Annotated in this window: 9 protein-coding genes; 7 read left to right on the forward strand and 2 right to left on the reverse strand. The window is 66.5% G+C overall.

Going from position 1 to position 13,298, the window contains the following annotated elements; translation table 11 throughout:
- Positions 1-142 precede the first annotated feature (142 nt).
- The 6 genes from ACZLZY_RS02530 to ACZLZY_RS02555 all read left to right on the forward strand — a co-directional run bounded on the left by ACZLZY_RS02530 (position 143) and on the right by ACZLZY_RS02555 (position 10,375).
- Positions 143-1,561, forward strand: coding sequence for a TolC family outer membrane protein (locus tag ACZLZY_RS02530; protein WP_472931852.1), 1,419 nt, complete (start codon positions 143-145; stop codon positions 1,559-1,561).
- 176 nt (positions 1,562-1,737) lie between these two features.
- On the forward strand, positions 1,738-2,865 hold the full coding sequence (locus ACZLZY_RS02535) for a PopZ family protein (protein ID WP_472931853.1): 1,128 nt from the start codon (positions 1,738-1,740) through the stop codon (positions 2,863-2,865).
- An 86-nt stretch (positions 2,866-2,951) separates the two neighbouring features.
- On the forward strand, positions 2,952-5,738 hold the full coding sequence (locus ACZLZY_RS02540; protein WP_472931854.1) for a valine--tRNA ligase: 2,787 nt from the start codon (positions 2,952-2,954) through the stop codon (positions 5,736-5,738).
- 305 nt (positions 5,739-6,043) lie between these two features.
- Positions 6,044-7,408 carry a long-chain fatty acid transporter gene (locus ACZLZY_RS02545; RefSeq protein ID WP_472931855.1) on the forward strand — a complete coding sequence of 455 codons (1,365 nt, stop codon included), beginning with the start codon at positions 6,044-6,046 and terminating at the stop codon, positions 7,406-7,408.
- A gap of 386 nt (positions 7,409-7,794) precedes the next feature.
- Positions 7,795-9,516 carry a dihydroxy-acid dehydratase gene (gene ilvD / locus ACZLZY_RS02550; RefSeq protein ID WP_472931856.1) on the forward strand — a complete coding sequence of 574 codons (1,722 nt, stop codon included), beginning with the start codon at positions 7,795-7,797 and terminating at the stop codon, positions 9,514-9,516.
- On the forward strand, positions 9,503-10,375 hold the full coding sequence (locus ACZLZY_RS02555; RefSeq protein ID WP_472931857.1) for a tetratricopeptide repeat protein: 873 nt from the start codon (positions 9,503-9,505) through the stop codon (positions 10,373-10,375). The genes ilvD and ACZLZY_RS02555 overlap by 14 nt, the downstream gene beginning before the upstream one ends.
- Positions 10,376-10,695: 320 nt before the next feature.
- Here the strand turns inward: ACZLZY_RS02555 and xth are convergent, their stop codons facing one another.
- Both xth and ACZLZY_RS02565 read right to left on the reverse strand, forming a co-directional pair.
- Positions 10,696-11,478 carry an exodeoxyribonuclease III gene (gene xth / locus ACZLZY_RS02560; protein WP_472931858.1) on the reverse strand — a complete coding sequence of 261 codons (783 nt, stop codon included), beginning with the start codon at positions 11,476-11,478 and terminating at the stop codon, positions 10,696-10,698.
- A gap of 10 nt (positions 11,479-11,488) precedes the next feature.
- Entirely contained in the window at positions 11,489-11,824 is a 336-nt protein-coding gene (locus ACZLZY_RS02565; protein ID WP_472931859.1) for a HesB/IscA family protein, read from the reverse strand.
- Between the two features lie 162 nt (positions 11,825-11,986).
- Between ACZLZY_RS02565 and ACZLZY_RS02570 the strand changes: the two genes are divergently transcribed.
- Positions 11,987-13,198 carry a deoxyguanosinetriphosphate triphosphohydrolase gene (locus ACZLZY_RS02570; RefSeq protein ID WP_472931860.1) on the forward strand — a complete coding sequence of 404 codons (1,212 nt, stop codon included), beginning with the start codon at positions 11,987-11,989 and terminating at the stop codon, positions 13,196-13,198.
- The last annotated feature ends 100 nt before the right edge of the window (positions 13,199-13,298 follow it).

The raw sequence follows: 13,298 nt of genomic DNA on the forward strand, positions 1-13,298 counted from the left end.
CGTGATGTGGGGGTCGCAGCAGCGTTCGCATGGGTTGATCCGCAATTTCCGATGGAAACTGCGGGTTGATCTCTTTGCGACGCGGACACCGCAGGCCACAGGGTATATGGCTGCGGTGGTACTTTAGATCTGGAGACGTCGAGTGAAGTTTAATTCCTGGATCAAAGTCGCGCTGGCGGCCGGTACCGTGTTGGCCGGTGTTGGAAGCGTCAGCGCGGAAAGCCTGACCGGCGCGCTGGCGCGTGCCTATCGAAACAATCAGGATCTGAACGTTGCCCGTGCCCAGTTGCGGGCGACCGACGAAAACGTGCCGCAGGCCAAGGGCGGTTTGCGTCCCCGGGTTACCGCCTCCGGCAGCGGACAGCTTTCCCGCTCGCGGACGACCTACGGCGACAACATCACCACGCAGCGCAACCGCGCGGACCAGATCGGCTTTGGCGTCACCGTCAGCCAGACCCTCTTCGACGGCTTCCAGACGCCGAACAACGTGCGCTCGGCCGAAGCGACGGTGAAGGCTTCGCAGCAGAACCTCGCCAACACCGAGCAGAACACGCTCTACGATGCGGCGACGGTCTACATGAACGTCCTGCGCGATCGCCAGATCGCGGCGCTTCGCCGGCAGAACCTCGCCTTCCTGAACGAGCAGGTGCGCGCCGCCAGTGCCCGCTTCGACGTCGGCGAGGGCACCCGCACCGACGTCGCGCAGGCCGAGGCCGAGCAGGCGCTGGCGACCGCGCTGCTGAACTCGGCGCTGGCGCAGGTTGCGACCAGCGAGGCTAGCTACCTCCAAATTATTGGCGATGCGCCGAACCAACTCGATCCCGGCAAAGCGCCGAACAGCATGATGCCGAACTCGATTACCCAGGCGCTGGCGATCTCCCAGAAGGAACATCCGGCGATCCTGGCGACGCTCTACTCGGTTGACGCCGCGGCGTTCCAAGTGAAATCAGCCGAAGGTCAGGCACTGCCGACCCTCAGCCTGTCCGGTTCGGTCGACAACGACTACGCACTGTCGGACACGACGCCCAATTCCAACAGCCTGCCGGGCGTCGACGTGACGACCAGCAACGACATGTCGGCAACGGTCGGCGCGACGCTAAGCATTCCGATCTACCAGGGCGGCATCGTCGCCTCCCAGGTCCGCCAGTTCAAGGAAGTGCTGGGCCAGCGGCAGATCGAGGTCGACAGCCAGCGTGACGCCGTGCGCGCCGCCGTCGCCACCGCCTGGGCGGAGTTGCAGGCCGCACGTGCCAACGTGACCGGCTACAACGCGCAGACCCGTGCCGCCCGGCTGGCGCTGAATGGCGTCATCGAAGAGCGCAATGTCGGCCAGCGCACCACGCTTGACGTCCTCAACGCACAGGGCGACCTGATCTCGGCGCAAATCCTTCTCGTCGGCGCGCAGCGCGACGAGGTGGTGGCGAGCTACGCCTTGGCCTCGGCGATCGGTCGCCTCTCGGTCACCCGCCTGAAGCTCGCGGTCGCCGTCTACGAGCCGAAGCAGCACTACGAAGCCGTCAAGGACAAGTGGTCGGGCATGCGCACACCCGACGGCCGCTAGGCCGCCCGCGTCCGACGAGCGTATTCATCTGGTGATATCGACTGCGAAAGCCGGCCGGGGATTCTTTCCCGCCGGCTTTCGCGTTAGGCTGATCTTCATGATTCGACCGCGTGCGGCCGTTCTCGAAGATGCAGGCAGCCCCCATGAGCAATGCGCCTTCCCTTAAAGAGCCTTCGATGGAAGAAATCCTGGCGTCGATACGCCGGATTATCGAGAGCGGCGACGAACGGCCGAAGCCTGCGGGCGACGTTCTGCATGGTCATCCCGCGCCGAGCGGCGGCGATGCCGATATGTCCGCCGACGGCCCTGACAGGGATTTCGGCACGCTCGCGCGCGACTTCGCGCCGGCCAATGGCGATGCGCCCCGGAAGGGCGTCGAGACCGCGCCTGCCGTCAACGTCGACGTGACCGCCACGGACGACGAGGCGTCGATCCACGATGACGCGCCTGTCGCTGCCGCGGAACAGAAGGCTCAAACCGCAGACGTCTTCGTCGGCACGCCGCCGTCCGAGCCAGAGTCGCGGGAGCCGGCCTCGCCCGAGCCAACCTCACTGGAATCGTCGACCCTTCTGCGCTCGCGGTCGCGTGTGCCGCGGCGCGAGCCCATGCCGCGCCGCCCCGAGCTTCCGCCGCGGGCTCTCCTGCGGGAGGGCGTGACCCGTGACGGGCTGTCGCTCGCCGGCGCCTTCGGTCGCGAGGCGTCGCCATCGCTATTGCCGGCGGAAGGCACCGCCAGACCCGCGATGGGCGAGGGGGAGGCCGCGAAGGCATCGCAGGCGACGGCTGTGCCGGCGCAGAAAGCCGCGCTGCCGGACGTCGCGATCGTCGCCGCCGACCGAGACGTTTCCATCCCGATGGTCGAGGCCAGCCGTTCGGCACCCATCGTCGCCGCCGCAGAGGCCCCCGCCGCAGCAACTGCGCCTGCTGCAGCGGATGCGGCCGAGACCGTCGACCTGGTGGCTGGCTTCGACGAAGAGAAATTCAGCTCCGAACTGCACCGCGCAGTCGGCCTCGGGCGGGACGCGGCAGAGGCCGCGCCGGTGCCGCCCGCACCGGTCCCGGAGCCCTCGGTGATCACGGCTGCGTCCTCGCTGATGTCGGAAGCCGCCGGCGCGCAGGTCGCGGCCGCCTTCGACGATCTCGCCCGGGCCATCCGCGACGGGCAGATGAAGTCGATGGAGGAAATGGCGCGCGAAATGCTCCGGCCGATGCTGCAGGAATGGCTGGACGACAACCTGCCGCGCATCGTCGAGCGCATGGTGCGCGAAGAGATCGAACGCGTATCGCGCGGACCCCGCCGCTGAAGCTCGGCGCCGGGATTCGTTGACACGGCGGAAAGCTTAGGCGTAACCGGGGCGATACGCCTTCCTGCTTTCCATCGGACGCCATCATGATCGAGAAGACCTACGACGCCGCCAGCCTCGAGCCCCGCATCGCCGAGCGCTGGGAGGAGGCGGACGCCTTCCGCGCCGGCGCGGGTGCCAAGCCCGGTGCCGAGCCGTATTCGATCGTTATCCCGCCGCCGAACGTCACCGGCTCGCTGCACATCGGTCACGCGCTGAACAATACGCTGCAGGACGTGCTGGTCCGTTTCGAGCGCATGCGCGGCAAGAACGTCCTCTGGCAGCCGGGCATGGACCATGCCGGCATCGCGACTCAGATGGTCGTCGAGCGCCAGCTGCGCGAGCGCAAGGAGCCGGGCCGCCGCGACATGGGCCGCGAGGCTTTCGTCGAGCGCATCTGGCAGTGGAAGCAGGAGTCCGGCGGCACCATCCTCGGCCAGCTGCGCCGGCTTGGCGCCTCCTGCGACTGGTCGCGCGAGCGCTTCACCATGGACGAAGGCCTGTCCGAGGCCGTCCGCACCGTGTTCGTCGATCTCTACGACAAGGGGCTGATCTACAAGGACAAGCGGCTCGTCAACTGGGACCCCAAGCTGCTGACGGCGATCTCCGACCTCGAGGTCGAGCAGCAGGACGTGAAGGGCCATCTCTGGCACTTCCGCTATCCCATTGAAGGCGAAGTCTTCGATCCGGAGAACCCGGCCAGCTTCATCACTGTTGCCACCACGCGTCCCGAGACCATGCTCGGCGATACCGGCGTCGCGGTGAATGGAGCGGACGAGCGCTACCAGGCGCTGATCGGCAAGCACGTGCGCCTGCCGCTGGTCGGCCGCCTAATACCGATCGTCGCCGACGACTATGCCGATCCCGAGGCCGGCTCGGGCGCGGTGAAGATCACCCCGGCGCACGACTTCAACGATTTCGAGGTCGGCAAGCGGCATGATCTGGCGAAGATCAACCTGATGACGATCGAGGCGGCGATCACGCTCGCCGAGAACGAGGACTTCCTCGCCGGCCTCGAGCACACGGCCGAGCTCGACGCGACCATCGCCGCGATCCACGGCCTCGACCGCTTTGCCGCGCGGGCGAAGATCGTCGAGATGATGGAGGCGGGCGGATATCTCGCGGAGATCGAGGATCACCCGCACACCGTCCCGCACGGTGATCGCAGCGGCGTGCCGATCGAGCCCTACCTCACCGACCAGTGGTACGTGGATGCGGCGACCATGGCGAAACCCGCCATCGCCAGCGTGCGCGAGGGCCGCACCAACTTCGTCCCGAAGAACTGGGACAAGACCTATTTCGAGTGGATGGAGAACATCCAGCCCTGGTGCATCTCGCGCCAGCTCTGGTGGGGACATCAGATCCCCGCCTGGTATGGCCAGGACGGCAAGATTTTCGTCGCCAAGACTGAGGAGGAGGCGGTCGCCGCCGCCCTCGCGCACTACGTGACCAATGGCACGATCTCCGATGAGGAGGCCCGCGCCATGGCCGAGGACCCGGCGCTGCGCGCCAACCTCATCACCCGCGACGAGGATGTGCTCGATACCTGGTTCTCCTCCGCCCTCTGGCCGTTTTCGACCATGGGCTGGCCGGAGAAGACGCCGGAGCTCGCCACCTACTACCCGACCTCGGCGCTGGTCACCGGCTTCGACATCATCTTCTTCTGGGTCGCCCGGATGATGATGATGGGCTTGCACGTGATGGGCGAGGAGCCGTTCCAGACCGTCTACGTGCATGCGCTCGTCCGCGACAAGAACGGCGCCAAGATGTCGAAGTCGAAAGGCAACGTCATCGACCCGATCGAGCTGTTCGACGAGTTCGGTGCCGACGCGGTGCGGTTCACGCTCGCGATCATGGCCGCGCAGGGCCGCGACGTGAAACTCGATACCCAGCGCATCGCCGGCTACCGCAACTTCGGCACCAAGCTCTGGAACGCCACGCGCTTCGCCGGGATGAATGGCGCCGAGCACGGCGTTGCGGTCGACGGGTCGACGCTGACGCTGCAGCTGAACCGCTGGCTGATGACGGAGCTGTCGCGGACGGTTGCCGAGACCGAGAAGGCGATAGAGGCCTATCGCTTCAACGAGGCGGCGGGCGCGCTCTACCGCTTCGTCTGGAACAATTTCTGCGACTGGTATCTCGAGCTGTCGAAGCCGATCTTCCTCGGCGAGGACGAGGCGGCGAAGGCGGAGACGCGTCGCGTCACCGGCTATGTGCTCGACCGCGTCTTCGCGCTGCTGCATCCGTTCATGCCCTTCCTGACGGAGGAGCTTTGGACGCTGACGGCGCCGGAGGCCGCGCCGCGCGCGACGTTGCTCTGCCATGCCGACTGGCCGTCGGTGGATTTCGTCGATGCCGATGCGGCGGGCGACATCAACTGGCTGATCGAGATGGTCAATGAAATCAGGTCGGTGCGCAGCGAGATGAATGTTCCGCCGGGCGCCGAGGCGGCCTTCGTCGCGGTGCAGCCGGATGATCTGCTGGCCGGACGGCTGGCGCGCCACGATGCCTCGTTGAAGCGGCTGGCACGCCTGTCGTCGATCGCGACGGCGGACGTCGCGCCGCGGCAGTCGGCGCAGATCCTCGTCGGGGGCGCCACCTTCGCGCTGCCGCTGGAGGGAATGATCGACATCTCGGCCGAACGGTCCCGCCTCACCAAGGCACACGGCAAGGCGCTCGACGAAATGGGGCGGATCGACAAGAAGCTCGGCAACGAGCGTTTCGTCGCCAACGCGCCCGACGACATCGTCGAGGAAGAGCGCCGCAAGCGCGAAGCTTATCGCCTGGAAGCCGAGAAGCTCTCGCAGGCGCTCCTGCTGCTTCAGGACGACTGAAGGCGCTGCTCAAGACTGTCGCATTTTCGCCACGCTTCGTTGGCGATTGGACGGCTCTTCGGCGGAGAGCCCCGCCGGAGAGCCGTCGTCATTTTTAGCTGAACGAATTTTTACTGCATCTTCAGATGCTTAACGGTGTTTCTGGACTCAGTGCCGGAAGCGACGAGACTGTGGCGAAACTGTCGTCGGCAACCGCGGGACGCATTTCGTTCCGTTGCAAACCCGATCTTTTCATTTACGTTCTCGTCAACGGGATGTGAAAGCCCGGCTCCTCGGGGGAGGACGAACACGGGTGGGGGCAAGCGATGCGGACTCTGAAGCTGATCACGGCAGGAACTGCACTGGCGTTGGTGTTTTCCGCGTCGATGGCCATGGCGGGCGGTTTCCAGCGGGGCGCTGCCGATACCGACATTCTCTACGAGCAAGGCGCGGTGTCGTCGCGTTTTGGCTTCACCTACGTCAACCCCAACCGCGGTTTTGATTCAATCAACGGCCAGAGGGGCGAGTTCGGCGACTATACCGGGACGTACAAGATCCCGTCGCTCGCCGTCGCCTTCGGCAATGAAGGCTTCGCCTGCGCCGGAACCTACACCATCCCGTTCGCGGCCGAGGCCGACTACAGCGGCGCGCCGAACGGTGCCCTTCCGCGCCAGACATCCTCTGCCACTTCGACGTCGCAGACGATCAGCACGGACTTCACTACGAACGAATTCGGCGCGACCTGCCGTGTCAGCTATTCCACCGAGGCCGCGCGGTTCAGCTTCATCGGCGGCCTGTTCGTCGAGGATTTCAGCTTCGACGGCAGCAGCATCGGCGAGCGCAATCTGAACCCGCTGTTCCGGTCGACCGGTGCCCAAGGGGCAGGGCTCGTCGCGGCTCTGCGTGGCGCGCAGATCACGCTGCCGACGCTCGTCGACGTCGACAGCGACGGCGACTTCGAACTTGGCTACCGCATCGGCGCGGCCTATGAGCGCCCGGAGATCGCCCTTCGCGCACAGATCCTCTACCGCTCCGAGGTCCGGCACGACGATATCCGCGGCTCCGGCACGGTCGAAATCTCCGACACCGCCTTCCTGACCCTGCCGAACGGTCAGCAGGCGAGCATTCCGACCGCCTTCGGCGGTGCCGTCTCAGCGGCGCTGGCGCAGCGTGGGCTGGGCGTCGGCAGCGTCCTCAACGTCGACTCAGTCCTCAGCGATGCGGTCAGCCCGCAGACGCTGACCATCAACGCCCAGACCGGCATTGCGCCCGGCACGCTGCTGCTGGGTTCCTTCCGCTGGACGGACTGGAGCACCAATAACGAGGTCGTCAGCACGATCTCGAGCCCGACCCTCGGTTCATCCTCCAGCTTCTCGCCCTATCACTGGAAGGACGGATACACCGGCAGCATTGGCATCGGCCGCGCCTTCAACGACGAGATCTCCGGCGTCCTGACGCTCGGCTACGACAAGGGCGTGTCGACCGGCGCGGAGACGACCTACACCGATCTCTACACCGTCTCCGGCGGCGTCTCGTTCAAGCAGAACAAGTGGAGCGAGATCCGTTTCGGCGGTCTCGTCGGCTACTGGACGTCCGGCGAGCAGAAGATCTCCGAGGGCGCCTTCTTCAACGGGAGCGTGGACGGCACCTTCGTCTACGCCGGCAACGCCTCGTTGAAGCTCAGCTTCTGAGAGTACGCTCCGGCGGCGCAGCAGCACCGGATGAAAAGGTCAAGCCTTTCAACCGGCAGCGAGCTGCGGAGCCAACGCGGAGGGCACGATTCCCGCCGTTTGATGCGGCGTTGAGTGTTCACTGCACAAAATTGATGGGCGCGCCGGGAGGTGCGCCTTTTTCGGTTTCAGTACAGCGCCTTACCGCGTGTTCCTGCCATACGATCCCATAGCCTTGTGGGCTTCTGGCAACACTATTGCAATCTTGCATCGGCTATACACGCCCAACGGGACATTGCCGCCTTGCCGCCATAAACGACGCTCACCTCAGGGTCGTCATTCGGGGGGAATGGCGGCAGGCATGGCGCGGGGGCGCTGGTCCTGATGGGTATGTGAGGGATGTGGCGTTGGTAACAACATTCGACAAGTCGAGACTGCCGAGCCGTCATGTGACGGAAGGCCCGTCCCGCGCGCCGCATCGCTCCTATCTCTACGCCATGGGCCTTACCACCGAAGAGATCCACCAGCCGCTGGTGGGGGTCGCCAGCTGCTGGAACGAGGCGGCGCCGTGCAACATCTCGCTGATGCACCAGGCGCAGTTCGTGAAGAAGGGTGTCGCTGCCGCCAAGGGCACGCCGCGCGAGTTCGTCACCATCACCGTCACCGACGGCATCGCCATGGGCCACCAGGGCATGAAGGCCTCGCTGGTCTCGCGCGAGGTGATCGCCGACTCGGTCGAGCTGACCATGCGCGGCCACGGCTATGACGCGATCGTCGGTCTCGCCGGCTGCGACAAGTCGCTGCCGGGCATGATGATGGCGATGGTCCGGCTGAACGTTCCCTCTGTCTTCATCTATGGCGGCTCGATCCTGCCGGGCACTTTCCGCGGGCGGGAAGTGACGGTTCAGGACGTGTTCGAGGCAGTGGGGCAGTACTCGGTCGGCGCGATCGACGATGCTGGCCTCTCCGAGATCGAGCAGGCGGCCTGTCCGGGCGCCGGCTCCTGCGGCGCGCAGTTCACCGCCAACACCATGGCGACCGTCGCCGAGGCGATCGGCCTCGCGCTGCCCTATTCCTGCGGTGCGCCAGCCCCGTATTCGATCCGCGAGCAGCTGAACTACACCGCCGGCGAAAAGGTCATGGAACTGCTGGCCAAGAACATCCGGCCCCGCGACATCGTCACGCGGAAGTCGCTTGAAAATGCCGCAGCCGTCGTCGCCGCCTCGGGCGGCTCGACCAATGCCGCGCTTCACCTGCCGGCGATCGCACACGAGGCCGGCATCGCGTTCGACCTCTTCGACGTCGCCGAGATCTTCAAGCGCACGCCCTATATCGCCGACCTGAAGCCGGGTGGCCGCTACGTCGCCAAGGACATGTTCGAGGCCGGCGGCATTCCGCTGCTGATGAAGACGCTGTTCGACAACGGCTATCTCCACGGCGACTGCATGACGGTCACCGGGCTGACGCTCGCCGAGAACATGGCGAAGATCGCCTGGAACGAAGAGCAGGACGTCGTGCGCCCGGCCGACAAGCCGATCACCGTCACCGGTGGCGTCGTCGGCCTCAGCGGCAACCTCGCGCCGGACGGCGCGATCGTGAAGGTCGCCGGCATGGGCAACCTGATCTTCTCCGGCCCCGCGCGCTGCTTCGACTCGGAAGAGGAGTGCTTTGCGGCGGTCTCGAGCAAGGCCTATGCCGAAGGCGACGTGCTGGTCATCCGCTACGAGGGCCCGCGCGGCGGACCGGGCATGCGCGAGATGCTGTCAACCACCGCTGCGCTTTACGGGCAAGGCATGGGCGACAAGGTGGCGCTGATCACCGACGGGCGCTTCTCCGGCGCCACCCGCGGCTTCTGCGTCGGCCATGTCGGGCCGGAGGCGGCGACCGGCGGCCCGATCGCGCATGTGCGGGACGGCGACATCATCGATCTCGACGCCATCGCCGGCACCCTGTCCGTGCGCGTCAGCGACGAAGAGCTGGCAGCGCGCGCCGCCACCTGGCGCCCGCGGGAGACCAACTACGCCTCGGGCTCGATCTGGAAATACGCACAGCAGGTCGGCTCCGCCCGCCAGGGCGCCGTCACCCATCCCGGCGGCGCTGCCGAGAAGCACACCTATGCAGACCTCTAGGGCAGCCCTCGTCTCCTTGACGGCTGGTTCCCGCGCCGGCCGCAGCCTGCCGCGCGCGCTAATCCTCGCGGCGTTGTCGCTCGCTGCCGTCGTCGGCGTCGGCGTCCGGCCGAGCCTTGCGCTCGATCCGAACACCCTCGTCACCCCCGATGCCGGCCCGATGGAGCTCTTCTCCTTCGGCTTCAAGGCCTACAAGCGCGGCGAGAAGACCGAGGCGGTGGAAGCCCTGCGCTATGCCGCCGACAAAGGCCATCCCGGCGCGCGCTGGAAGCTTGGTCAGATGTATGCCGAAGGCGACGGCGTGCCGAAGAACGATTTCGAGGCGTTCAAGATCTTCGAGGAGATCATCAATGCCGAGCAGGACGACACGTCATCCTCGCCGAACGCCGCCTATGTCGCGAGCTCGGTGACCGCGCTTGCCGACTACATGCGCAAGGGCATTCCGGACTCGCCGGTCTCGGTCGACCTGTCGCAGGCCCGGCAGCTCTATTTCCACGCCGCCTCGGTGTTCGGCGATCCGCGCGCGCAGTACCAGCTCGGCCGCATGCTCCTGAACGGCGAGGGTGGTCGCCCGAACCCGCGGCAGGCCGCCCGCTGGCTGAAGCTCGCCTCCGAAAAAGGCAATGTCAGCGCCCAGGCCTTGCTCGGCTATCTCCTGTTCGACGGCGAGAAGATCAAGCTGCGCGCCGAGCCGGTCCGCGGTCTTGCCATGCTCACCGCGGCGCTGAAGCAGGCCGAGCCGACCGACCAAGCCTGGATCCGCCCCTTGCAGGAAGAGGCGTTCTCGCTCGCCACCGAAGCCGACCGCCGCACGGCGCTCGCCTATGCCGAAGGCGGCAGGGGGTTCGCGGGGAACTGAGGGCAGCAAGGTTGGGCGTCGTGCGGGCGTACTGCACTGGTTCGGCCAAAAGACGGTCAGTCGCGGTCAGAGGTCGCGCAAATAGGTTGAGGACGGCTGTCGCTGACCTCCGGTCGCCAAGATCGACGGCCTGCATCTCTGCCCGCGCAGGACGTCCTGCCCTTGTTCACGCGACGCTCGACATCCCGGACTTGATCCGGGATCCATTCCAAACCGTTTGATATTTGGATGCTGATCTGGGCCGGAGCGGCGCTGACGCGGAGAGGAATGGATCCCGGATCAAGTCCGGGATGACGAGCGCTTGAGGGATCGCCCCCGTCTCACACCGCCAGTTCAATCACCACCGGCACGTGGTCCGACGGCTTTTCCCAGCCGCGGACGTGGCTGTCGATGCCGACGGAGGCGAGGCGGGTGGCGGCTTCCGGGGAGAGCAGCAGGTGGTCGATGCGGATGCCGTTGTTCTTTTGCCAGGCGCCGGCCTGGTAGTCCCAGAACGTGTAGATGCCGGCCTCTGACGTCGTCGCCCGCAGTGCGTCGACGAGGCCGAGATTCTGCAGACGGCGCCAGGCGGCGCGGCTTTCCGGCTGGTAGAGGGCGTCGCCGAGCCAGGCTTGCGGGAACTTGACGTCTTCCGGCTGCGGAATGACGTTGTAGTCGCCGGCCAGCACGAGGTCGCTCTCCTCCTCCAGCCGCTTCCGTGCATGCGTTTCCAGCCGCGCCATCCAGCGCAGCTTGTAGTCGAACTTTTCTGTGCCCATCGGATTGCCGTTGGGCAGGTAGATCGAGGCGACGCGAATCGTGCGCTCTCCCACCCGCCAGACGCCCTCGATGAACCGTGACTGCTCGTCGCTGTCGTCGCCCGGCAAGCCGCGTGAGACATCCTTTGGCGGCACCTTCGACAACAGGCCGACGCCGTTGAAGCCCTTCTGGCCGTACGTCTCGACGTGATAGCCGAGCGCCTCGATCGCCTCGCGCGGAAATCCCTCGTCGACGCTCTTGATCTCCTGCAGGCAGACGATGTCGGGCGAGCGCTCGGAGAGCCAGGCCAGCAGCGTGTCGATGCGGGCCTTGATGCCGTTGATGTTCCAGGTGGCGATGAGCATAAGCGGGGAATCAGACCGAGAAGCTGGTGCCGCAGCCGCAGGACGCGACGGCGTTGGGATTGCGGATCTGGAAGGACTGGCCCATCAGATCGTCGACGAAGTCGACCACCGACCCGTCGAGGTAAGGCAGCGAGACCTGGTCGATGAGGACGGTGGCGCCGTCCTTGGTGAGGACGAGGTCGTCGGCCGTCGCATCGTCGGCGAGGTCGTACTTGTAGGAGAAGCCGGAGCAGCCGCCTCCCTCGACCGAGATGCGCAGCGCGCGGCCTGCATCGCTCTTGGCGACGATCGCGGCAATCCGCTTGAAGGCGGCGTCGGAGACGGTGACGGGGATCGTTTCGCTCATGATCTCATCCGGCATCCGCCTTGGCGGGCATCCGGCCTCTGCTTGTTGAAACGCTGCGCCTTAAGTATGCACGCCGGAGGGGACGGTCAATCCGCGTCCCCGTTTCCCATCGCCGCCCGCGGGCTTTGCCGCCGCGCCCAGCCAGAGTGGACCGATCCGGACATGACCGATGCTGAGATGCCCGCCATCGGCATGGGACAGAACGGCCGTGCGCCCTTCGCCGTCGATCCCGCGACAAGCCGCGGCCGTTTCGTCGCGGAGCCGGCGAGCCTGACCCGCACGCCCTACCAGCGCGACCGCGACCGCATCGTCCATTCCACCGCCTTTCGCCGGCTCAAGCACAAGACACAGGTCTTCGTCGCCTATGAGGGCGATCATTTCCGCACGCGGCTGACCCACACGATCGAGGTGTCGCAGATCGCCCGCGCCTTCGCCCGGGCCTTCCGGCTCGACGAGGACCTGACCGAGGCGGTGGCGCTGGTGCACGATTTCGGCCACACGCCTTTCGGACATGCCGGCGAGCGGGTGCTGGCGGCGAAGATGGCGGCTTTCGGTGGCTTCGACCACAATGCCCAGTCGCTGCGCATCGTCACCGCGCTGGAGCGGCGCTATGCCGAGTTCGACGGGCTGAACCTTGCCTGGGAGACGCTGGAGGGGCTGGTCAAGCACAACGGTCCGCTGACAGGACCCGCCGCGAACGGCGAGCCGGTACCGCAGCCGATCCTCGACGTCGACGCGCTGTATCCGCTCGACCTCTCCCGCCATGCCAGCCTAGAGGCGCAGGCGGCGGCGATCTCCGACGATATCGCCTACGACACACATGATCTCGACGACGGCCTGCGGGCTGGCCTTATCGACATCGAGGACCTCGCAGAGCTCGAGCTTGCCGGCAGCATCCTCCGCGAGGTCCGCGCCGCCTATCCCGGCCTCGAGCGGCCGCGGCTGATCAATGAGATCATGCGTCGGCACATCACCCGCATGGTCGAGGACGTGATCCGCGCCACCTTCGCGGCGCTCTCAGCGCTCGGGCCGGTGGATGCCGACGGCGTGCGCGATGCCGGTCGCACGCTGGTGACCTTCTCACCGGCGATGCAGGCGGCGGAGGCCGAGACCAAGCGCTTCCTGTTCAGCCGCGTCTACCGCAACCCGGCGATCATGCGGGTGATGGACCAGGCGGAGACCGTCGTCGCCGATCTCTTCGACCGCTACCTCGACGACCCCGCAGAGATGCACGGCGATGGCGGGACGATGACGGCGGCGTCCGATCCGGCGCGCCAGGCCCGCCGCGTCGCCGATTACCTCGCCGGCATGACCGACAGCTATGCCCTGGCCGAGCACCGCCGGCTGTTTGACGCCACTCCGGATTTGCGTTAGGCGCGCCGATCCTCGCCTGATGGCGGGCCTTCCTCTATGGTCCGTCCACCGCCCGCCCTTTGGGCGCGCCGGGCCGCCTGCGATCCCTTCTGGAACCTCT

It is taken from the genome of Mesocryomonas lacus (assembly GCF_055730135.2).